16 protein-coding genes and 1 tRNA gene are annotated in these 24,182 nt (G+C 42.1%); 11 read left to right on the top strand and 6 right to left on the bottom strand.

Annotated elements, in window-relative coordinates; genetic code table 11:
• Positions 1-384: 384 nt before the first annotated feature.
• The gene (locus H3V00_RS11375) at positions 385-4,071 is read right to left on the bottom strand and encodes a DNA translocase FtsK (protein ID WP_232335900.1); all 3,687 of its coding nucleotides are present in this window, start codon (positions 4,069-4,071) and stop codon (positions 385-387) included.
• Positions 4,072-4,124: 53 nt separating this feature from the next.
• The gene (gene panC, locus H3V00_RS01585; protein ID WP_037391876.1) at positions 4,125-4,964 is read right to left on the bottom strand and encodes a pantoate--beta-alanine ligase; all 840 of its coding nucleotides are present in this window, start codon (positions 4,962-4,964) and stop codon (positions 4,125-4,127) included.
• Positions 4,965-5,207: 243 nt separating this feature from the next.
• On the opposite strand from panC, the gene H3V00_RS01580 reads away from it, so the two are divergent.
• The 3 genes from H3V00_RS01580 (at position 5,208) to H3V00_RS01570 (ending at position 8,781) form a co-directional block, all read left to right on the top strand.
• On the top strand, positions 5,208-6,005 hold the full coding sequence (locus tag H3V00_RS01580; protein ID WP_198206610.1) for a basic amino acid ABC transporter substrate-binding protein: 798 nt from the start codon (positions 5,208-5,210) through the stop codon (positions 6,003-6,005).
• A gap of 183 nt (positions 6,006-6,188) precedes the next feature.
• Entirely contained in the window at positions 6,189-7,190 is a 1,002-nt protein-coding gene (locus tag H3V00_RS01575; RefSeq protein ID WP_084585835.1) for a 2Fe-2S iron-sulfur cluster-binding protein, read from the top strand.
• Between the two features lie 7 nt (positions 7,191-7,197).
• A complete protein-coding gene (locus H3V00_RS01570; protein ID WP_198206611.1) occupies positions 7,198-8,781 on the top strand; it encodes a phosphoethanolamine transferase in 1,584 nt (527 codons plus the stop codon).
• A 222-nt stretch (positions 8,782-9,003) separates the two neighbouring features.
• On the opposite strand, the gene clpA is transcribed toward H3V00_RS01570, so the two are convergent.
• Positions 9,004-11,298 carry an ATP-dependent Clp protease ATP-binding subunit ClpA gene (gene clpA, locus H3V00_RS01565; RefSeq protein WP_198206612.1) on the bottom strand — a complete coding sequence of 765 codons (2,295 nt, stop codon included), beginning with the start codon at positions 11,296-11,298 and terminating at the stop codon, positions 9,004-9,006.
• Between the two features lie 145 nt (positions 11,299-11,443).
• Positions 11,444-11,749: an ATP-dependent Clp protease adapter ClpS gene (clpS, locus tag H3V00_RS01560; RefSeq protein WP_025330480.1), complete on the bottom strand. Its 306-nt coding sequence runs from the start codon at positions 11,747-11,749 to the stop codon at positions 11,444-11,446.
• Between the two features lie 226 nt (positions 11,750-11,975).
• On the opposite strand from clpS, the gene H3V00_RS01555 reads away from it, so the two are divergent.
• Positions 11,976-12,179 (top strand): cold-shock protein, encoded by a 204-nt coding sequence (locus H3V00_RS01555; RefSeq protein ID WP_025330479.1) that lies wholly within the window; start codon positions 11,976-11,978, stop codon positions 12,177-12,179.
• Between the two features lie 308 nt (positions 12,180-12,487).
• Here H3V00_RS01555 and H3V00_RS01550 read toward each other — a convergent pair whose 3' ends face one another.
• Positions 12,488-13,708 (bottom strand): uracil-xanthine permease family protein, encoded by a 1,221-nt coding sequence (locus tag H3V00_RS01550; RefSeq protein ID WP_078474813.1) that lies wholly within the window; start codon positions 13,706-13,708, stop codon positions 12,488-12,490.
• Positions 13,709-13,909: 201 nt separating this feature from the next.
• Here H3V00_RS01550 and H3V00_RS01545 point away from each other — a divergent pair.
• The 6 genes from H3V00_RS01545 to H3V00_RS01520 all read left to right on the top strand — a co-directional run bounded on the left by H3V00_RS01545 (position 13,910) and on the right by H3V00_RS01520 (position 20,342).
• A tRNA-Thr gene (locus H3V00_RS01545) sits at positions 13,910-13,985 on the top strand.
• Between the two features lie 442 nt (positions 13,986-14,427).
• Positions 14,428-16,161 carry an MFS transporter gene (locus H3V00_RS01540; RefSeq protein ID WP_198206613.1) on the top strand — a complete coding sequence of 578 codons (1,734 nt, stop codon included), beginning with the start codon at positions 14,428-14,430 and terminating at the stop codon, positions 16,159-16,161.
• Positions 16,162-16,178: 17 nt separating this feature from the next.
• Positions 16,179-17,438 carry an HlyD family secretion protein gene (locus H3V00_RS01535; protein WP_198206614.1) on the top strand — a complete coding sequence of 420 codons (1,260 nt, stop codon included), beginning with the start codon at positions 16,179-16,181 and terminating at the stop codon, positions 17,436-17,438.
• Positions 17,435-18,829, top strand: a complete 1,395-nt coding sequence (locus H3V00_RS01530) for an efflux transporter outer membrane subunit (protein WP_198206615.1) — start codon at positions 17,435-17,437, stop codon at positions 18,827-18,829. Before H3V00_RS01535 ends, H3V00_RS01530 begins: the two co-directional genes overlap by 4 nt.
• 145 nt (positions 18,830-18,974) lie before the next feature.
• Positions 18,975-19,817 carry an RnfABCDGE type electron transport complex subunit B gene (locus H3V00_RS01525; RefSeq protein WP_198206616.1) on the top strand — a complete coding sequence of 281 codons (843 nt, stop codon included), beginning with the start codon at positions 18,975-18,977 and terminating at the stop codon, positions 19,815-19,817.
• 90 nt (positions 19,818-19,907) lie between these two features.
• A complete protein-coding gene (locus tag H3V00_RS01520; protein WP_080690442.1) occupies positions 19,908-20,342 on the top strand; it encodes an META domain-containing protein in 435 nt (144 codons plus the stop codon).
• Positions 20,343-20,477: 135 nt separating this feature from the next.
• On the opposite strand, the gene fumC is transcribed toward H3V00_RS01520, so the two are convergent.
• A complete protein-coding gene (gene fumC / locus H3V00_RS01515; protein ID WP_025330473.1) occupies positions 20,478-21,866 on the bottom strand; it encodes a class II fumarate hydratase in 1,389 nt (462 codons plus the stop codon).
• 371 nt (positions 21,867-22,237) lie between these two features.
• On the opposite strand from fumC, the gene H3V00_RS01510 reads away from it, so the two are divergent.
• Positions 22,238-24,007: a sodium:proton antiporter gene (locus tag H3V00_RS01510; protein ID WP_198206617.1), complete on the top strand. Its 1,770-nt coding sequence runs from the start codon at positions 22,238-22,240 to the stop codon at positions 24,005-24,007.
• Positions 24,008-24,182: the final 175 nt, after the last annotated feature.

Below are 24,182 nucleotides of genomic sequence, written 5' to 3'. Positions count from 1 at the left end.
ATTACAATCAATTCATTTTAATCATACAAATAAATACAAAGAATTAACTCAAATACTTAATTGGTTTAATATTCAGACTGAAAAATTTAGTTTAAATCTTCTATTTATCGTTTATTTTATAAATATCTACATATCAGTAATTGAAATATTCAATACTATAAATTGATACTAAACATACTTTACTACTAAATATTATTTTATTAAATTTTTCATCAGATGCTGAATACTGATATTAACTATTATGCAGCAATACTGTTTTTTAAAATCATCACTTTAATAAAATACTTGTACATAATATAGGGTTACATTTCATATTGATATAAAAAAACGCATATACAAATATGCGTTTAAGAAATCTATTCAAAACAAACTTATTTGAAAAGACTATCCATCCAGATGGCTATTTTGCGGAGCCAGTACAGTGCGGTTGCCATTACCTTCAGCAGCGGACACGATACCTTCTGCTTCCATCTGCTCAACTAGACGCGCAGCACGGTTATAACCGATGCGCAATTGTCTTTGTACAGAAGAAATACTTGCCTTACGAGTTTTGATTACCAGCGCCACTGCTTCATCATACAGAGGATCAAGCTCATCATCGCTACTGCGTGACGATGCATTGCTGAACATATCATCATCACTGACCCCGGCAGTTAAAATATCATCAATATATTGGGGTTCACCAAACTGTTTCAGATAATGTACTACCCGATGCACTTCTTCGTCGGCGACAAAGGCCCCATGCACACGCTCCGGATAGGCAGTACCCGGTGGTAAAAACAGCATATCCCCCTGTCCGAGCAAGTTTTCAGCGCCCATCTGATCAAGAATGGTACGACTGTCTACTTTACTGGATACCTGAAAAGCAATACGGGTTGGAATATTGGCTTTTATCAGTCCGGTAATAACATCTACGCTCGGACGCTGAGTAGCCAATATCAAATGGATACCGGCAGCACGGGCTTTTTGCGCCAGACGCGCAATAAGTTCTTCAATTTTTTTGCCGGCTGTCATCATCAAATCGGCAAATTCATCAACAATCACAACAATAAAAGGCAATTTTTCCAGTGGTTCAGGATTATCCGGCGTAAGTGAGAACGGATTAAACAGTTTTTGATTGCGTGCACCCAGTTCAGCAATTTTCTGATTGAATCCGGCCAGATTACGCACACCTGCATGACTCATCAGCCGGTAGCGTTTTTCCATCTCGTTTACGCACCAGGTCAGCGCATTGGCAGCCAGCTTCATATCCGTAACCACAGGCGCCAGCAGATGAGGAATACCTTCATATATGCTCAATTCAAGCATTTTCGGATCAATCATAATCAGGCGTACATCTTCAGGTGTGGCTTTAAACAGCAAAGACAGTATCATGGCATTAACACCTACCGACTTACCAGAACCTGTTGTTCCGGCTACCAAAAGATGTGGTGCTTTAGCCAAATCCGTTACCACAGGCTGACCGGTAATACCCTGACCAAGAGCGAGCGTCAATTTAGAACGGGATTGCTGAAATACCGAAGCTGAAAAGATCTCACTAAGACGGATAATCTGTCGTTTGGGGTTAGGTAATTCCAGCCCCATACAGGTTTTGCCCGGAATCGTTTCGACTACCCGGATAGAAGCAAAGCCCAGACTGCGTGCTAAATCTTTTTCCAGATTAACTACCTGACTTCCGCGAACGCCCTGTGCCGGTTCAATTTCATAACGAGTAATGACCGGGCCGGCAAATGCATCGATGACACGAACTTTGACTTTAAATTCAGCCAGTTTTTCTTCGATGGTGATACCATTTTCCAGCAAGGTTTCTTCACTTTGTTGTGCCGCGGGATCATAATATGGTGGTAATAATAAATCCATCCCCGGCAGCATAGGTTTTAACTGTGGTTTATGCACCGGTGTGACGGCCGCTGTCTTATGCAAAGCTTTTTGCAGTGCCATACCGATAGCAGTTTGCGATGGCTGAGCACTATAGTTTTTTTGTTCTGTGGGTAGTGACTGCCGGTTATTTCGGATAACTACTCCGGCGCTTTCGACAACCGGTACTGATTCAGTTTGTTGTTCATCTTTTTCAATGACTTCGACATGATTAACAACTTCCGAACTGCCTTGCGGTTGAGTTTCAACCTTTGGCAAAAATGCAGATATATCTGTATTAGCTTCTTCTTCGTTGTAATGTTCATGCAAAGGGAAATAATCTGACGTTTCTGTCTGCTCTTCAATTTCAGCGAAAAACGGATCTTCTGTAGCCAATACCGGAGTTTCCGCCACAGCAACATCTCCATCACTATCATCAGATAGATAGGAAGCGTTTCCAATACTAAAATCAGAATTCTCATAATAAGAATTTTCTGAATTATTATTGACAGTTACTGCCTGCTTTACTGTTGGCATATCCTGAGAATAATGAAACAGACTTCTTCTCGGGCGCAGATTCTCAGTGAAATTTTCATTCTGCCGTACTGGCTGCCGATTAAAAGAATCGCTATAGTCAGCATTACTGCTGGTGTAATTTTCTGCTACAGGAGCATTTCCAGCCGCAACTGTAGTAATAGATGTTGGCGGCATGGAATGAAAAGGTGTAAATCTGGTTGACAGTGGTGCCTGTGCACTGCCGGCGGCATCGGTAAAACCTTTGTCTGCAGACATATCAGCTACGGGTGCCGTCATTTTTACCGTATGGCTTTTACCGATACGTGCAGCTGCCGGAATAACACTTTCTCTGACTACCGGTCGCTGAAATTTCTGTTTGTTCACCGGTGAATCGGTTTTGGCCAGATTCGCATATATTTCATCTTCAGCTATTACTGGTATGCTATAACCAGAATTAAACTGCTGGGCATTTTCGTGATGGCGCTGTCTTGCCAGTCGCTGACGCAGCAGATTCAAACGAATATCTTCTTCGTTAATAATTTGCACACCATTATGTTCTCTCCCGAGTCTATGCTCATGAACTGACTGCTCAGGAATAGTAGTTACAGAATGCGGCAGGTGCGAAGGAGCACCAACAGAATTACCTAGTTTGTGATGGGTAGCCTGTTGTAAATCATCCAAATCAAAATTTTTTAATGCCCGGGCTTTTAACAAAGCAGCCTGTTCGGCTTTTGTACGCGAACGAACTTTATTTAATATCGGATCATCGACAGTAATTTCTTTCGCATTGCGATTGCGCTGCTGATTCTGACTGTTTAAAGGTTTGTACTGCCATTTAAGCTGAATAACTTCAAGAGCAGGCGCCTGTTCACTAACCGTATCAGTAAGCGGATGAGTTGCCACTTTACGGGTAGCTTCTGCCAGAGTAATTACTTCCAGATTTTTATCCGGAGGGAACACCACAGCGGTTTCAGCATGCTCATCACTGGTAATCAGTATGTTTTGATCTGTCTGATCATCATTATCGATATCAGTCTCTTCGTCTGTATCCGGCAAAATATTTTCTTCGGCCACAGCTTCAGCATGAATATCATTACCATCGGCAGCATCTTCTTTTTCGGCAGTATCTTCTTTTAAAGATTTAAACAATTTAACCGGAAACAAAGGGTTATCCTTTATTACCGGCAATTCATTATCAGTTTCGACTGTGTCTTGTAAACTATCTTCATTTTCACTGACTGTTTTATCCGTTTCACTTTTTACCGGTATAGGGGCGGATTCAATAACTGTAATCTGAGGAGTAACCGGTTCAGATTCCGATTTTTCAGTCTGTTGTTCTGGCTGACAGCTCTCACCTGTACTATTAGCCGGTACAGCCGGGTGAATTTCTTCATGATTATTTACAGTATCTATTGCTTCAGATTCAGTCTCTTGCAGTTCTGATTCTGACGGTTGTTCTTGTTGCGCTGAACTCTGAACTGTCTGATTGCGCTGTACAAGCTTTTGCGCCAGATAAGAAATACGGCTTTTCAAAGAGGGTCTGGCAACCTTCAATACCGGAAACTGACCTGCCTGAAACCGGTTTTCATAGCGAGTCAGATAGGTCAATTCCAGTTGCCATTTGCGTTCCTGAATATTACGCCACCAGAATAAAGCGCCTATAGCAATAATTAACAGTATTAATACAATCCACCACATACGTGTTCACGCTGCCTTATGGTTAATATCTGGTTAACAGACTATTTTTATTATTAATGCGACAAATTGACTTCTATATTATCAATTAAACGGGTAGTTCCCAAGATTGCAGCAGCCAGAATAACCAGATTTTTATCGGATATCTGAGCTTTTGTCAGCGTTTGTGCCTGTCTGATTTCAATATAATCAACCTGCCATCCATTTTGTTGCAAATACGTTGCGGCACTATTTTCCAAAGCCGAAAAGTTAGTATTTCCCAGCTTAATTGCATCGGCAATATTTTGTAACTGTGCAAACAACTGTGCTGCCTGTACATGCTCCTGTGCCGAAAGATAACCATTACGGCTGGATAAAGCCAAACCGGTTTGTGCTCGTTCAATTTCTACCGGAATGATTTCTATATTCATATTCAGATCCTGAACCATGCCTTTTATCACAGCCAGTTGCTGATAGTCTTTTTTACCAAAACAGGCTACATCAGGTTGAACAATATTAAACAATTTAGTTACTATTGTCGCCACCCCGCGAAAATGACCCGGACGGCTGCGCCCGCATAACTCATTCTGGATTGCCGGCGGTTCAACAAAATAACTCTGCACACCATTTGGATAAAGCTCGCTTTCATCAGGTGCAAATACCACATCGGCACCAGCTGCTTTAAGTTTTTCTGCATCCTGCTCTAAAGTACGCGGATATTTATCAAAATCTTCCCCGGCACCAAACTGTATCCTGTTAACAAATATACTTACTACCACTGAATCGGCATAAGCTTTAGCTGTACGTACCAGTGACAAATGACCTTCATGCAGATTACCCATAGTCGGTACCAGGGCTACGCGTTTAGCCTGCCTGCGCCATGAACGCATTTCAGCAATGGTATGTATTATATGCATAAATTATCCTGTAAAACTAAAACACACATAATTTATATACTGTTAATAAATGTCTTGTATATGTGAGAGTGAAATTATAACACTGCAAACCTACATTACAGAGTATCTGTAAAGCTTGTGTCATCATTTAAATATGTTACTATCAAACCAGACATGGCAGTAAGGATGCATATTATCAAATGTAAATTTTTGTATAGAACATCTTCCTTAGCCAATTAACCCATCTGAACTTAAGGAGCATTTATGAAAATCAAACACTGGTTCGCCGCTGCGGCCATGTGCTCTGCACTGGTGCTAACAGCCTGTAGCGGAAGTAAAAATAATTCAGAATCTGCATCTGCACCTGCACAGTCTAGTGCCGATAAAACTTATATTGTGGGTACAAATGCCGAATTTGCCCCTTTCGAGTCACGTACCGCTAATGGTTCACTTACCGGTTTTGATATTGACTTGCTTACCGCAATGGCTAAAGCCGGTAATTTCAAAATACAGTTTAAAGACCAGCCCTGGGATGGTCTGTTTGCCAGTTTAAATAATGGCGATTTAGATATAGTAGCTTCCGGGGTAACCATTACTGATGAACGTAAACAAAGTATGACTTTCAGCGATCCGTACTTTGATATTTCTATGATGGTACTGACACCGAAAGCAAAAACCTTTCATTCTCTGGCAGAGTTAAATAATATGCAGCGGGTAGCTGTTGCAAGTGGTCAGACCGGTGATCTGGCCGTTCAGAAAATACTTGGTGCCCAAAGTACCAAAATTGCCCGTTTTGATAGTGTACCTTTAGCCATTAAAGAGCTGGAAAATGGCGGAGTTGAGGCCATGGTTTCAGATGGTGCTGTTATCAGTAATTATGTTAAAGCCAACGGTGCTGATAAATTTACTATTAATAAGGTACCGGAATTTGGTGTAGACCATTATGGATTCGTGGTACGCAAAGGTGATACAGCCACAGTAGAAAAACTGAATGATGCATTGAAAAAAATTCGTGCCAGTGGCGAGTATGACAAAATCTACGCCAAATACTTTTCTAATTAAATCTTTCCCTGCCTTTTCAGGCAGTATTCATGATAAGCCTGTTATTAACATAACAGGCTTTTTTCATTAAATAATAATGTAATCTGCGCTGCGGCATTTATTATCACTTTTTACCTCCTGATTTGGCTTTTATCTGGCAAGGTTCTAAAATAGCCGTTTTCTTTAAAATAATATAAAACAGATATGAGTTATCGGATAACTGTTTTACCGGCAAGTGAAACTTTTTACGCAAAACAAGGGGAATCACTGCTTAATGCGGCTATTGAAAACGGTATTATGCTGCCGCATGCCTGTAAAAGTGGCTGTTGTGGTGCCTGCAAGGCGCAACTGACCGAGGGCAAAACTACTGAAATCAATTCACAGGCGGCCTTGAACAGTAAAGACAGCAATCAGCAGGATATTTTATTATGCTGTCAGAGTGCTGAAAGTGATATAACAGTTTATCTACCCAATTATCAGGGTAAAAATAATCAGCCGGTTCAAACGCTGAATGCGCGGATTGATGATATTCGCTATTGTGCCAATGTAGCCATTGTTACCCTGAAACTGCCGCTAAAAAAACAGTTTAACTTTACAGCCGGACAATATGTCGATATTGTTCTGGCTGATAATTTACGCCGCAGTTACTCTATCGCCGGTTTTAATACCGATACTCGTCAGCTGGTTATTCATGTCCGCCGCCATACGGGTGGTGTTTTTTCTGAACAATTATTTGACGGACGGCTTCAGCAAAAAGATATTATTCACATTCACGGACCTTTAGGCAGCTTTCAACTGAGTAAACAGCAAAAACCATTAATTATGCTGGCATCTGGTACTGGTATTGCACCAATTGAAGCTATGCTGAATACTCTGGCTGAACAGCAATACCGGCAGGCCATCCATGTATACTGGGGAGTAGCCGCAGAAGAAAATTTGTACGATGCTGCCTTATTGGACAATCTCTGCGCCAAATTGGTTCAGGCAAAGTGGACTGCAGTACTGTCCCGTCCGGAATCAGCCTGGAAAGGAGCTCGAGGGTATGTACAGGATATCGCTTTAAATGATTATCCAGACATGAGCAACCATGAAGTATATGCATGCGGACATCCGCAAATGATTGCCAGCGCACAATCCTTATTCCTCAAACAGACTGCTCTGGCAGAAACAGCTTTCTTTGCCGATAATTTTACTCCTGCATCCTGAGTTATTTATGAAACTGACACCTCGTAAACATTATCTGCTGATGATTGTGTTATTACTTATTTACAGTCTGGTAATGATTTATGCGCTGGCTTATCCGCCGAATCCTAACCGGATTATTGAAACCTGGCTGCTTATGCTGCTTTTACAGCGTTTCTTCCCGAGCGTATGGCGCTGGCTGATGTGGTTAAGTGCTATTATTATTCTTTTATACCACCCTACTGCTACTTTATACGGCCGGCCAAGTTTCGGCATTGTTGCTTCGTTATTAAGCACAACCGCCAGTGAAGCAAGTGAATATATTGGTGCTATTCCATGGCACACCTACCTTGCTACTATTTTACTGGCTGCCGTTCCGCTGTTTATTGTACGTTTTAATCGTAAAGCCGCAGCACCTCGCTGGCGCTTTTACTGGAGTATTCCGCTGGTACTGATTCTAATGATAATGACAGTACAGACAGCACGTAAGGGCTATACAACCGGTGGTTTTGCGTTGCGCGCACAACCAGTGGAATTTTTAGCAGATGCCTATCTGCAACCACGAGCCTATTTTGCTGCACTGGCAAAAATGAAGCAGGATTTAGCCAAACCTGACAACTGGCAAATCAGCAGCAGCCATCAGATTTATCGTAACTATGTACTGATTATCGGCGAAAGTGTACGTGCAGACTATATGCATCTGTATGGCTTTAAATATGCAGATACACCATTTCTGGATAAACATGCCAATATTGTTATGGATAATATGCTGTCTGCCGGCCCCAACACGCCTATTTCATTATTACACGGCTTAACGCTAAGCCATGGCAAACCTTTCAGCATTCAGAATAATGTTATTACTCTGGCTAAGAAAGCCGGTATGGATACTGTCTGGTTATCTAATCAGGGGGCTCTCGGACAATACGATACATCAATTTCCACTATTGCTCATCAGGCAAATCAGGTGACTTTTCTGAAAACAACCGGATACGATTTTGGTATACGCAGCTTTGATGATCAACTTATTGCACCGCTGCAAAAAGTTTTAAATCAGCCACTGCCTGCGAATCGGTCACGGCTGATTGTGCTGCATATCATGGGTTCTCATCCTAATCCGTGCGACCGTCTTCCACAACCAGCGCATCACTATGTCGATAATAACAACAGTAACTGCTATATTGACACTATCCGGCAGACAGACAATTTACTAAGTCAGATATATAGTGCATTACAGCACAGCGGTCAGCCATTCAGTATGTTGTATTTCAGCGATCACGGTTTAAGTCACGATAAAAACAGTTATGAAAAAAACAGCATCGTGCGTTCTGAAAGTATTCTTCGTCATAATGATCACTTCTATCAGAACTATCATGTTCCATTAGTGATTATCAGCAGTAATCAAACCGGACAATTACGTAACAAAGCACGGCGCAGCGGTTTAGAATTGCTGGATGGAGTTGCACAATGGCTGGGAATCAGCACCCCACAACTGCCGTATAGTAAACAATTTTTCAGTGAAACGGACAGTACTCAGCTAGAGGTTCTGGATCTCAATCAGCGGTTACAACCTGTAGATAAGCTGCAAAACGATCCTCTCCCTGCACAATTGCAGTGACAATTACATAAAAAAACAATCTCTCTGTTTTTTTACAAAGCAGAGAGATTAAATTTTTCAAATAATTTCAGATTAAAGCTTTACATTTGATATGAATCAAAACACTTCTGAACAAAAACATTATAATGAATTTACTTTGATTGGTTTCCTCTTGATGTGTGTGTTTAAGTGTGGCTCTTCGCCACACTTTTTTTTATCTTAATTTTGACATTCTTAACATAATTATTCAATTGTTACTGATTCAAACTTGTTCTGATCAGCTTCCTGCGAAGCTGCAAAATCCAGTACTACTTCATCTGACTGCGTAAGATAATCTATAAGCACGGCACCGCCCTCACTTAATCTGCCGAACAGTAATTCATCTGCCAGCAATTTACGGATACGTTCCTGTATCAGACGATGCATCGGACGCGCACCCATTGCTGCATCAAAACCATTTTTAGCCAGAAAAGCACGCAGAGCTGGTGTAAATTCTGCCACAACCTGTTTAGACAATAACTGCTGTTCCAGAGCCAGCAAGAATTTATCAACCACTTTCGCAATAATTTGTTCATCCAACGCCTTAAATGGAACAATAGCATCAAGACGATTGCGAAATTCAGGAGTAAAAGTATTCTTAATGGCAATCAAACTGTCAGACTGTTCACGCTGACCGGTAAATCCAAGATTCGGTCTGGCAAGCTCGGCAGCACCTGCATTGGTAGTCATAATAACAATTACATTACGAAAATCCGCACTACGTCCATTATTATCTGTGAGTTTGGCATAATCCATCACCTGTAACAGCACATTAAATACATCAGGATGGGCTTTTTCAATTTCATCCAGCAGTAACACACAATACGGCTGTTTATTCACCGCATCAGTTAGCAATCCACCCTGCTCGTATCCAACATAGCCAGGCGGTGAACCAATCAAACGCGAAACAGCATGCCGTTCCATATATTCAGACATATCAAAGCGTAGTAATGGTAAATCCAGCAACTGCGCCAGCTGTCTGGCAACCTCAGTTTTACCGACGCCGGTAGGCCCAGCAAACAGAAAACTGCCAATCGGCTTATCAGCCGGTTTCAAACCGGAACGAGCCATTTTTATTGATGCAGCCAATACATCAATAGCCTGATCCTGTCCAAAAACTTTCGCTTTCAGGTTATCGGCCAGAAAACGCAATACCTGCTTATCATCATGAGAAACAGCAGTTTCCGGAATACGTGCCACCTTAGCGACAATAGCCTCAATCTCAGCCCGTCCGATAACTTTACGCTGTCTGGATTTCGGCTGAATTTTTTGTGCAGCAGCTGCCTCATCAATGATATCAATCGCCTTATCAGGCAGAAATCGCTCGTTTATATAGCGTGCGGATAACTCAGCAGCAGCCTGTAATGCTGCACGGGTATAACGTACCTGATGAAAGTGCTCAAATGCCGGACGTAAGCCCTGCAATATCTGTACCGTTTCCGGTACGGAAGGTTCTACTACATCTATTTTCTGAAAACGCCGGCTTAATGCATGATCCTTATCAAAAATAGTACGGTATTCCTGATACGTAGTGGCGCCAATACAGCGCATACTTCCTTTAGCTAACGCGGGCTTAAGCAGATTGGATGCATCCATTGTCCCGCCGGATACACTGCCGGCTCCGATGATGGTATGAATTTCATCAACAAACAATACAGCTTTATCCAGCTCACTTAATTCTTTGATTACTGCTTTCAGGCGTGCTTCGAAATCACCACGATATTTTGTTCCGGCCAGCAGTGCGCCCATATCCAGAGAAAAAACTACTGACCCCTTAATAGATTCAGGTACCTTTTCATTCACCAGCAGATAAGCCAGTCCTTCTGCCAGAGCAGTTTTACCTACACCAGCCTCACCTACCAGTAATGGATTGTTTTTGCGCCGTCGACACAATGTCTGAATCAGACGCTGCATTTCTTCATTGCGTCCGATTAACGGATCAATACGTCCGGCCATTACCTCCATATTAAGATTCACTGTATACAGTTCGAGTGCTTTTGCCTCTGCTTTGGCTGCTTCTGTTTCATTATTCTGCTCGGTATTTTTATCCTGAGAAAAACGATGATTACCCAGTGTCAGATATCGCAGCACATCCAGACGGGTTACTGATTGCGATTCAATAAAATAGACAGCATGACTGTCTTTTTCCGACATTATCGCAACCAATACATCAACCGGCGTTACCTCTCCTTTTGCCTGAGCCGCACGTACATGCACGATAGCCTGCTGTAAAACCCGCTGAAAACCCAGTGTAGGCTGTAATTCAGACTGTTCCAGCTCATTATCCGGCAAAACCGGAGTGTTTTCATAAATACTCTGTTGTAACTGTTTAGCCAGCAAATGATTGTCTACACCCACAGCCTGTAATACTTCACTAACATCTTCACTTTGTTGCAACAGGCCGAGCAATAAATGTTCCACTCCAATAAATTCGAAGGCACGGCTACGAGCCTCGGCATAAACATATTGCAGAATTTTTTCAAGCTGTGCCGAAATCATATCCGACCTCCTGACAAAGTAACGTTATCAATAGCGACTGCAACCAATTTTATTCACTTGTATAAACAACATGAAGCATACACGATAAAATTCAAGTAGCGCCCGCAGAACTAATATTTCACCCGTAATTACCCAAACAGGCAATTCAGGCCTCTTCTACCAAACACTGTAAAGGAAAACCGGCTGCTTCCGAGCGTGACAAAACCTGATTACATTTTGTTTCTGCAATATCTTTTTGAAACACACCGCATATCCCGCTGCCTGATTCATGCACCATCAGCATAATAGCTATGGCCTGCGTATGTGGTAAATGAAACACATCCATTAAAATTGCAATTACAAAGTCCATTGTCGTGTAATCATCATTCAGCAAAACCACTTTATAGCGCTTTGGCGGCATTATCATGGATTTCTGGCTCTGGCTAACAATTTGTATCTTCGAATTTGACATTGTCTATTAATCTACATGTATCTGTGGGTTTTTAGTAACGGTTTTAATAATTTTATCATTTTTCGGTAAGCTTGCTTGACGTTAGTTCTTAACCTATGTAAAAAGACTACTTAACAAGTCAGACATAGACTGCCAGACAAACTGTTGTACAGTCGTTCACTATTTTTTTGGCCTTTTTGTGTCGTAAACTTGTTCTTTATTTTGTTTTTTATGTATAGGAAGTTTCATGGCAACTGGTATTGTTAAGTGGTTTAACGACGCTAAAGGTTTTGGTTTTATTACCCCAGATGAAGGTGGCGAAGATTTGTTTGCACATTTCTCTGCAATCAACATGAATGGTTTCAAAACCTTGAAAGAAGGTCAACGTGTATCTTTTGATGTGACCACCGGTCCAAAAGGTAAACAAGCGGCTAATATTCAGGCAGCTTAATCTTAGCCGGTTGTCCGGTTAGTCTAAAATAGCGGCAAAAGCCGCTATTTTCTGTTTGAAATTGAAGAAATTGTCTTTTGCAGGATAATGACCTAAATATTTATCTGTATCATTAATCTCTATTTAACTGGCCGTTGATATTCAAACAGTTAATATTCCTGCACGTAATTTGTCCTGAAATTCCTGTATCTGAATTGATATATTTCTTACTGAAACTATCTTAAAAGACAGAATTAATATCCAAATACAAAAACCGCAGCAATAAACAAGCTGCGGTTTTTTACAGGATAAATCGTTTAAATAATCTATCAGGACTGAACAGATGATTTAGCCGGTAACAGCAAATTAAGCACAATCGCCAGTAAAGCGCACAAACCCACACCAGCAAAGGCCATCGTACCAATCTTCACAACCATACCACCGATACCGACAGTAAGTACGGAACTAACAATCACCAGATTACGCGGTTCCATCAAATCCACTTTGGCATCAATCAGCGTTTTCAAGCCTAATGAAGCAATAGTACCAAACAGCAACAACATAATCCCGCCCATTACCGGCAACGGAATAGAGCTGAGAAATGCATTAAACTTACCAAAAAAAGCCATAAAAATTGCAAAAACGGCTGCCCAGGTCATAATTACCGGATTACTGTTTTTAGTAATCATCACCGCGCCGGTAACCTCTCCATAAGTAGTAACCGGAGGGCCGCCAATCAGACCGGCCACACATACACCCAAACCATCACCCAGCAAAGTCCGATGCAAACCGGGGTCTTTGACATAATCGTGGCCTGTTACCTTACCAATCGCCATGATTCCGCCAATATGCTCAATAGCTGGTGCGATAGCTACGGGCAGCATAAACAGTGCAGCCTGCCAGTTAACCTCAGGCGTAGCGAAATGGGGCACAGCAAACCAGGGTGCCGCTGCCATGGCACTGGTATCTACCATACCGGTAAATAAGGCCATAATATAACCGGCAGCCACACCGATCAGAATCGGAATCAGCCGCATCATTTTGCTGCCGAATACTGTAACAATAACCGTTACAGCAAATGTAAAACCGGACAAAAACAACGAATGAGCGTAATCAACCACCTGCTTATCACCGGATCTGCCCATAGCCATACTGCTCGCTACCACAGCCACCGATAAACCTATCACCATAATCACCGGACCAATGACCACTGGTGGCAGTAAACGATGTACTGAAGCCAGACCGCGCCATTTAATTAATGCGGCAAAAACAAAATACATAAAGCCGGCAGCAAACAGACCAAACATAGTTGAACCCAGTCCCCATTCCTGCATGGCATAAATAATCGGTGCAATAAACGCAAAAGAGGAACCCAGATAAATCGGTACTTTACGTTTAGTACAAAGTTGAAATAATAAAGTACCTATACCTGCACCCATTAATGCCAGTGCCGGATTCAGCCCTGTCAGCAACGGTACCAGAACCATAGCACCAAATGCTACAAACAGAATTTGCGCGCCGGCAAGCGCGAGTTTCAAATGGTGTCCCACCCTGACACTCCCGATAAATAAACAAAACCCTGTATTATAATATAGGACGTTATAAAAAATAGTTATAGTTTGTCGCCGTCAGGCTAAAACTTGAATATTTTAATTAATCGTTAAAACAGCAGTTTAATTGTAAATTTAAAAAATAATCACTAAAAGGGCTTGCACGATTTAATTTTATTGCGCATAATGCGCTCCTCTTTCGCCGGCATAGCTCAGTTGGTAGAGCAGCTGACTTGTAATCAGAAGGTCCCGAGTTCGACTCTTGGTGCCGGCACCAGTTAAAAACAAAAAAGCATAATCTCAGGATTATGCTTTTTTGTTTTTAACGACCATCTACTCTTCTGAATTTTTATTAACAAAATAAGTTAATACTTATGAGTGATTATCACTCATGTCTGCCTCTAAAAAATCAATCAGTAATTACTGAACTTTCGTCCTATCCTGCATTAAACTAATATGCGGTCTTGTCTGTTTTAATTATCGTATATTTATGTAATCGTAATTTATCTCAATCACTTGAGATTTATTTACAGACACAATGGTTTTATATTTATACAATGATAAATAATTTTTAAAATTAACAATTTATATCTGTTATTCTAAAGCAGAGTTATTATCACAGATATTAAAATATTGTTAGCAGAAACCAAAAATTTGTTTTAGAATACTTACACGCTGAACGTTTTCGCCCATCCATCTGAGTTAATCAGGATTACTGGATGGCATTTTTAATTGTAGCGGCATCAGCATATGTATATTGCAGTAAAAAATCCATGTCTCAAAATACCTATCAGTTAAAACCGCATGAACGCCCCATGATGGCGGGCTCACCGTCATTTCCCGACCATCCGTGGAAAAGGCGATTATGCTACGGCATCATTGGAACAATCGTTGGCTTAACTGCCGGATTTACCAATGGCATGATGCTGGCCAACATTCCCCAAATTCAGGGCTACTTGGGACTGACACCTGAACAGGGCGGCTGGATACAGGTATCCTATTACATGTTCAGCGCCATTATCAGTGTATTACTTTTTAAAATCCGCCAGAATTTCGGGTTGCCGCGTTATGTAGGCTATATCATTCTTGGGCTGATACTGACTAATTGTCTCCAATTTTTCTTTCATGACTATCATATGGAATTATTCGCCCGTGGCATGAGCGGGCTGGTAGGCGGCAGTTTAAACAGTATGGCCATGTATTACATGATGCAGGCAATGCCTGCTATCCATCGTGGTAAAGGCATGATATTCGGGCTGGGGCTTACTCAGCTCAGCCAGCCACTTGCCAGATTTATTTCTCCCCTGCTATTACAGCATGAACAGTTCCAGCTTGTATTCAGCTTTCAGTTAGGTATGGCATTGCTGGTTTGCGGTGCAGTATGGCTGTTACCTATTCCCTCTGGCTATCTGGAAAAATCTTTCGAAAAAATTGATCTGATAAGCTTCCCTTTGCTGGCTGCCGGAATTGCCTTTATTTCTGCAGGAGCGGTACAAGGCAGGATTGTCTGGTGGGACAAAGAATGGATTGGCTGGCTGTTTGTAGCCGGCGTCGTATGCTGTATGCTTTCCGTGATTATTGAATACAACCGCAAACGCCCGATGCTGGATATCAAATGGATGATGCATACCAATGGCATGCTCCAGATACTGATTTTCGGTTCACTGATACGGGTTGCCTTATCTGAACAAAATATGGGTGCGGCCGGTCTGATGACAGCTTTAGGCCTGAGTAATGACCAGATGATACATTTTTATGCGGTTGTTTCCTGTGGTGCTGCACTCGGATTGCTTACTAGTGTATTAACATTCAACCCTCTTGATATTAAATTGCCTTTGGTCATTTCATTTGCCATTATTGCCATGGCCAGTTTTATGGAAGTTGGTCAGAATCAGTGGTCACGACCGGTTAACTTCTATATTCCCGAGTTTATGATTGCCTTTGCTTCGCTGTTTTTCTTCGGGCCGGTTATGATGGAAGGACTGATACGAGCTCTTTCCAAAGACCCTGTCTATATCATGAGTTTCTCGGCAGTATTCGGTTTTTCACAAACTGTCGGCGGGCTAATCGGTTCAGCATTACTTAATGCTTTCATTACGATCAGAACACGCATTCATCTGATTAACAGCGCAGACAGTGCATACCTGACAGACCCGTTAGTCAATCAGGCAATTCAGAAGAATGCTCTGGCCAGCCAGCGTTTTAGTTTTGATAGCAGCTGGAATCATGCCTATGGTGTCAGTAAACTGATTCAACAGGACACCATGCTGGCACAAGTGGCTGCTTACAATGATTTATTTGTTTTGGTGGGAATCGGTTCGTTAATCTGCTTTCTGGTTGTCGGCGCACATCGCTGGTGGCATCAGATACACGGTACCAACCCTATCGGGCGTGAACTGAGAAACTATGCGGCTGCCCGCCAGCGTGCAATGCAAGAACCGCCAAAACAATAAAATAAAGAAGGACAATAATGACTGACACACAACAAAACAATCCGGATCAAAATCAGAAAACAACCGGCAATCAAACCGCACAGTCTGCTCCGGCAGCAAGCAAAACCGCTAATGAACAGACATCAGCACAGCTAAATACGAATCAGGCGGGCACAAATCAGCAAAGCAGCTCATCCGCTTCTGCCGGTAAGGCTAATCCCTCGCCTGCTCAGCCGGCAGCCAGTCAGTGGCAGCCTCCTAAACGAAAATGGTTTGTAACAGCCATTCTGGTACTGGTATTAATGCTTGGTGTCCTGATGATTTTACGTGCATGGAAATTACCGCCATTCCGCAACTCAATGGTATCAACTGATAATGCATATATACGTGGTCAGACTACCATTATCAGTCCTCAAGTAACTGGTTACGTTACTAAGGTATATGTTCAGGATTTTGACGACGTTAAGGCTGGACAGCCACTCATACAGATTGATGACCGCATCTACAAACAAAAAGTTGCAGCCGCTGAAGCCGGAATTGGTTTACAGGATAGCTCTTTAGCCAATTACGAACAGAATCGCCGCAGTAAAGAAGCAACTCTGGCAGCCCGTGAGGCAGATATTGCCAATGCTCAGGCGCAACTGGAAAAAGCTCAGGCTGATATGGCCCGGGTAAATATTCTGGTTGCTGATGGTTCGCTTTCCTTACGTGAACGCGACCAGACAAGAGCTGCATTAAAACAGGCTCAAACCGGAGTTGCGGAAGCTAAAGCACAATATCGGGTTGCTCAGGAAGATCTGAAAAGCACTCATGTTAACAAGAGCGGCCTGAAAGCAAACGTTGATAATGCACATGCACAGCTCGGACTGGCTCAGATTGATTTATCCAATACCGTTGTCCGGGCGCCTGAAAATGGCCGGCTAAGTGAAATCAGTGTCAAAAATGGTCAGCTGGTAAATGCCGGAACACAATTAATGTTTCTGGTACCCGCACACAAATGGGTAGTCGCTAACTTTAAAGAGGCACAGACAGCCAATATCCGCGTTGGTCAGCCAGCATGGTTTACAGTGGATGCCCTGAACGGAGCCAGAGTCAAAGGTACCGTAGAAAAAATTTCTCCGGCTGCGGGCAGTGAGTTTTCTGCAATCAAACCAGATACCACTACAGGTAACTTCGTTAAAGTGCCACAGCGTATCGCTGTCCGTATACGCATTGATACCAGTAATGATCTTTTTGAACGTCTGCGCCCGGGCATGTCTGTGGTAGTAAGTATAGATACAACCAAAGTGAAAGCATGAAAACACCTTTAATCAGACTATTTACCCTGATTGCTCTATCAGTCAGTGCCAGTGGTTGTATTCCCAGAATTCCGAACATTCCGGCAGCTGCGCGGGTCGAGATTCCGGTACAGTGGCATGAACAGTATCATCACTCCGCTCAAAATGCAGATGCACAATGGTGGACTCAGCTTAATGATCCGGTTTTAAACCGGCTTATCAGTGAAGCACTTGCTAATAACATTGATATCGCTCTGGCACAAACACGAATACAGGAAGCACTCGCTCAGGAACATGCTTCGCGCGCATCCTTACTACCCAGTCTGGAAGCCAGCGGCGGTACTTCACGGCAAAAAAGCCTGAATGCTTTTGGTATTGCTACCATTAACCGGGTAGAACAGCCAACATTTCAGGCTGCATACGAACTGGATGTTTTTGGTCAGAACCGTAATGCATGGAAAGCACGTCGTCTGAACCGGCAAGCCAGTGAAATTGCCGAAGAAGCGACCCGTCTAAGTGTCATTACAACTACGGTTAAATCTTATGTCACTTTACGTGCACTTGATGAAAAGCTGAATTTACTGCAAAAAACTCTGGAAGCGCGTCAGCGAGAGCTAAAAATTGCTCAATCTAAAGCTAATGTCGGCTATACATCCAAACTGGAACTGAATCAGGCACAGGCTGAATATGCAGCCACACTGCAACAGATTCCGATAGTTCAATCCAGTATCAGCCAGCAGGAACATGCTCTGAGTATGCTCACAGGCAGTAGCAGCCGTACCATTGAACGCGGTTTATCCTTATCGGAACTGCATGCACCGGCTATACCTGACATACTGCCTTCTGATCTGATGAAAAATCGTCCGGATATAGTTCAGTCAGCACTATTAATAGCTGCCAGTGATGCCAGTCTGGCTTCGGCTCAGGCACAATTTTTACCTTCCGTGAAAATCAGCGCTACATTCGGCCGTCTGTTTACCACATCACCAATTAAAGAACCGGTTAATTTATGGAGTATAGGCGGCAGTATTCTGGCACCTGTATTCGAAGGCGGACAATTAAAAGCAAATTTTGATCTGAATGTCGCTAAACGTAATGAAGCTGTCTGGAACTATCGTAAAACTGTTCTGACTGCTCTGAAGGAAGTTGAAGACCAATTATCCAGCAGCTATCGCCTGCAGGAACAGGAACAAGCTTTGGAAATGGAAAGAGATGCACTGGCGAATGCCCTGCATCATGCAACAAATCGTTATCGTGCAGGTTATTCTCCTTATCTTGATGTTCTGGACAGCCAGCGCAATTTACTGAGCGTACAAAGTCAGCTGATTCAGAGTAAAGCAGATTATCTGATTTCACAGGTTTCACTTTATCAGGCTCTTGGCGGAGGCTGGACAGCACCTGCAGGTAAATAATTTCAGCAACAACCGCACAGGATTGAATACAAAGCAGAATAAACAGACTATAATATTTAATAAAGTCTGCTTATATGTATAAATTTGCTGTTTTAGCTTTATGTTAGAATAGTTCTTTAAGTATTAAAAACTACGTAGTTTTATCATGTCTATTGCTTCTGAACACATTGACCGGCTTTTACCTCAGACGCAGTGCAGGCAATGTGGATATCAGGGTTGTTTGCCGTATGCTCAGGCATTGAGTCGCGGCGAAGCTGAAATTAACCTCTGTACACCGGGCGGTACTGCTGTCATCAATGATCTGGCTAAACTGTTAAATGTGCAGATTCTACCTCCGGCTGATACACTTAAAGCTGCCCTTCCTAAAGCAATAGCTGTAATTGATGAAACCGAGTGTATCGGTTGTACGGCATGTATTAAAGCCTGTCCGGTAGATGCGATTATGGGCGCAACCAAACAAATGCATACAGTAATCAGCGCTGAATGCAGCGGTTGTGAATTATGTATTGCCCCCTGCCCGGTTGATTGTATCGATATGCAGCCGGTACTTGAACACTGGTTACCACAGGCAAGAACACTGACCGATGAGGAAGAAAGTGACCGTTTTGCCGCTGCTACTCAGGCCAATCTGCGATTTCAGCATCGTACCGAACGTCTGCAACGCTTGCAGCGTTTAAAAGAGAAACAACTGCATGCACGCAAAACTAAAGAACCTGCAACAACCACAACTTCTGCAGCAAAGTCTGCCGGCAAAATTAATCCGGCTGCCCTGATTGCAAAAGCAATGGCTAAAGCACAAACGCAACAGATACACAGAAGAGTGCCTGATAATCAGGACTCTTTTCAGCAGCAACAAATTGCCAAGGCACAGGAGCAGGCTGGTTACCGCCGCGCCATGCGAGATTTACAATATGGGAATGATCAGCAAAAAGCAGAAGCTCTTGAATGGTTACGTTTGTATAAACAACAACGCGAATCCGAACAATAATGCGCAAAATCTGACAAAATTGAATAAAAATGCTAAAATCCTAAAATATGTCAAAATTAATTGGCTATATAAGTAAATGAAATTTAAAAGATGAAGAAACTAACATTCTTTCTGGGCTGTATGGCTGTTTTGCTTATAACTAATGCCTGTGCTTTTGCAGATAAGCCTAATACCAGATTTTTATCCGGTAACTGGGAAATCCGTTCTCTGAATGGTGAACCCACACCAGATACTTCTTCTCGCATTCGTTTTGATCCGAATACACACCAGTATTTTGCTTATTTCGGCTGTAATCATATAAATGGAACCTATCGCGACTATCGTCATACATTGCGATTAAGTCAGCCTTTCGGCATCACTAAACTATGTGCCAATATAGAAGATGAACGGACTGGTACCGGTACACTAGGTTTTGTTAAATCATGGCGTATAATCAATGACACTACTGGTGTTCGTCTGCAATTACTGGACAAACACCGCTATGTAAGGTTAGAAGCGCGTTTAATTAAAAATACAGCAAACTAACTAAATTAAACAAAAAATTTATTATCAGATTGTAATCAATTTCAATAGTTTAATCAGACACCTGATAATACTGAGTTTAATATCAAAAAAGCCGCATGGAATTAATTCGATGCGGCTTTTAATCAGATTACACCATTAGTGTGGTGCAATCATATCTTCAGGAATAACCCATTTATCAAACTCTTCTGCTGTCAGAAATCCAAGCTCTATTGCTGCCTGTTTCAAGCTTGTATTCTGTGCATAAGCAGTTTTAGCAATTTTGGCTGCTTTTTCATAACCAATATGACGATTCAGCGCAGTAACCAGCATCAGTGAATGATGTAAATTGGCATCAATTTTCTCTTTTACAGGCTCAATTCCCTGTGCACAACGCAGATTGAAACTATTGCATGCATCAGCCAGTAAACGTACTGATTGCAGAATATTAAACACCAGTACCGGCATAAATACGTTCAGTTCAAAATTACCCGAAGCACCCGCTACTGTAATAGTTGTATCATTACCCATTACCTGAGCAGCTACCATAGTCATAGCTTCGCACTGTGTCGGATTCACTTTACCCGGCATAATACTTGAACCCGGTTCATTTGCCGGAATAGTAATTTCCCCGATACCGCAGCGAGGTCCGCTGGCCAGCCAGCGAATATCATTGGCAATCTTGTTCAGGCTAACTGCCAGAGTTTTCAGGCTTCCAGAAGCGAATACCACTGCATCACGTCCAGCAAGTGCTTCAAATTTATTAGGTGCACTAACAAACGGTAAACCGGTTAACTCAGCCAGTTTAGCTGCTGATTTTTCTGCATACTGCGGATGACTGTTCAAACCAGTGCCTACAGCCGTACCACCCAATGGCAATTCATATAACCAGTGTAATGCCTGCTGCAAACGCTCTAGTCCATGATCCAGCTGGCTGACATAGCCACTGAATTCCTGACCCAGTGTCAGCGGTGTCGCATCCTGCAGGTGTGTACGACCAATTTTAACAATATCTTTAAAGGCTTCTGCTTTAGAAGCCAGTGTGTCACGTAAAGCCTGTACAGCGGGAATCAAATGCTTATTAATCTGAATTGCTGTAGCGACATGAATAGCAGTCGGAAATGAGTCATTGGTAGACTGAGCATGGTTAACATGATCATTCGGATGTACCGGTTTATAACTGCCACGTGGCTGACCGGCTATTTCATTGGCCACATTAGCCAGAACCTCATTCATGTTCATATTACTCTGCGTACCAGAGCCGGTTTGCCATACTACCAATGGAAACTGGTCTGCCAGTTCACCAGCCAGAACACGTTCAGCAGCCTGTACTATTAAACCGGCACATTCTCCGCTGATACGTTCAAGCTGCTGGTTGGTTAAAGCTGCTGCTTTTTTCACCAAAGCCATTGCCTGTATCATTGCCGGAGGCAAAGTTTCGCCGCCAATATCAAAATTCTGCAGACTGCGCTGCGTCTGCGCACCCCAGTAAACATTTTCAGATACAGCGATTTCACCCATGCTGTCATGTTCAATACGTGTATTCATATCGTCTCCATGATTGTGTGCTTGTATTATTGATGAAAAACAATAATTTGTGCACAAGGCAGGCATTAATTACATTCACAGAAATCCGGAATATACTTAATTCCCATTATAAACATGCATAATTGTGCAGCGATTCAGTCAATTTAGCTACAAATTAATTGTATTTATAAACATAAATTAATATAACCTAAAGATATAGATGTTAATTTCCATTAACATGTATTTGCCTGCCAAACAATCAGTCTAAGTTTGATAATCTGTCAATACAAATATCATTTAGTTAATACATAATCGTCACTTCATCAAAAATAATAATAGCGAAACAAGTTTGTGGCAGAATAGCAATTCTGAGAACTACACAAATATAAGCAATGGATATCGCTTTTCAGTTATCGATATTACTGGCTCTGGGCATGGGCGCTCAATGGCTGGCATGGTATTTAAAACAACCGTCCGTACTCTTTTTGTTGTTTACCGGAATCATGATTGGTCCGGTTCTGGGCTGGTTTCATCCTGATACTGTGCTGGGAAGTTTACTTTTTCCTTCTATTTCACTTGGCGTTGCCATTATTTTGTTTGAAGGCGCACTGACCCTGCAATTTCATGAAATCAGCCAGCACGGACGTGTTGTGCAGAATCTGGTAACGCTTGGAGCAGTGATAACTATTATCGTATTATCGCTGGCGGCATACTGGCTGTTTAATCTGGATTTTCGGGTAGCTCTGTTATTTGGTGCACTTGTCTGTGTAACTGGCCCTACTGTTATTGCACCCATGCTGCGCAGTGTGCGTCCTCGTTCGAAAATTGCCAATATTCTGCGCTGGGAAGGGATTATTATTGATCCAGTAGGTGCCATTGCAGTTGTACTGGTATACGAATATATCGTTTCTGACGGACATGAAAATTCTCTATTGCTTTTTAGCAAAATTGTACTGGTAGCATTTATTTGCGGTGGTCTCGGTGCAGTATTTCTTGCCAATGCCATCAAACGCTACTGGCTGCCTGAATATATGCGCAATGTCGTAACATTTGCCTTTGTTTTAATTTTGTTTTCCGTATCCAATTATCTCGAAAGCCAGTCTGGTTTGTTAACCGTTACTATTTTAGGACTCGCCCTGGCAAACTGGCCGCAATTTCCTCGTCAAAGTATTCTCGCATTTAATGAATCTTTAACTTTATTATTTATACCTACGCTGTTCATTATTCTTGCTGCCCGTATGGACGTTACTGCGTTACTGGGTTTAGGCTGGCGTGGGCTGGCTTTGCTATTTATCGCAATGTTTATTGCACGTCCTCTGGCTGTATGGTTCTCTTCTTTTAATTCCGGCCTAAGTATCCAGGAAAAAATAATGATTAGCTGGATAGGTCCGCGCGGTATCGTCGCTGCGTCCATTGCTTCATTGTTTGCATTACGCCTGCAAAATCAACACTTATCCGGTACTGAACTACTGGCACCAATGGTTTTTCTGATTATTATTGGTACTGTCCTGATACAGGGACTTGGTGCCAAAACCGTTGCCGGTATACTAAAAGTCCGTGAACCCGGTAATAACGGTGTACTGATTGTAGGCAGTAATGAAGTAGCCCTGATGCTGGCTACAACACTTAAGCAGCTTAATATTGATGTTTTAGTTGCCGATTATCACTATGTACAAATTGCCCGTGCGCGCATGAAGGGGTTACGTACATATTTTGGCAACCCTGTTTCAGAAAATGCACAAACTGAGCTTGACCTGATAGGTATTGGCTATCTGTTTGCTGTTAGCCGTGATAAAGAACTGAATACATTATGTGAGCTGCAATTTCGGCATGATTTTGGCGAACAGAATATATATCGCATCCGTTTTAATGAAGAACAGGATTTAACATCGCGTGCACAAAAACAGTATCAATATGTTTCCCGCCAGCTTTTTGGCAAAGATGTGACTTTCAGAAGGCTGGAAAATATGCTCGGTAAGCAGACAAAAATTAAAATTACCAATATTACCGCTACCTATGATTATCATCAGTATTGTCATGATCATCCGCAGGCTATTCCGCTTTTTTTACAGGATAAAAATAACATTTTGTATATCATCAGCTCTGAATTTCAACCCTCAACAGCTATAGATAAAAAACTGATTGCACTGGATTATCAATAAAAAAACTCTGCAAATATAATCAAGATTTATTTTGCTTAATTACAACTTGTAAATTTAAATTTGTGAAATACCCAATAAGATTCTCATGTAACTTTTGGTTACATTATCACTATTCATCCATTATTGGAGCAAACTGATAAAATTTAATGGGTATCCGGTCAGAGCTGAATACCCA

Origin of the sequence: Snodgrassella sp. W6238H11, from assembly GCF_016100525.1 — a bacterium.
Lineage (GTDB): Bacteria > Pseudomonadota > Gammaproteobacteria > Burkholderiales > Neisseriaceae > Snodgrassella > Snodgrassella alvi.
The sequence above is the reverse complement of the archived record's forward strand: the minus strand, read 5'-3'. Positions and strand labels throughout refer to the sequence as shown.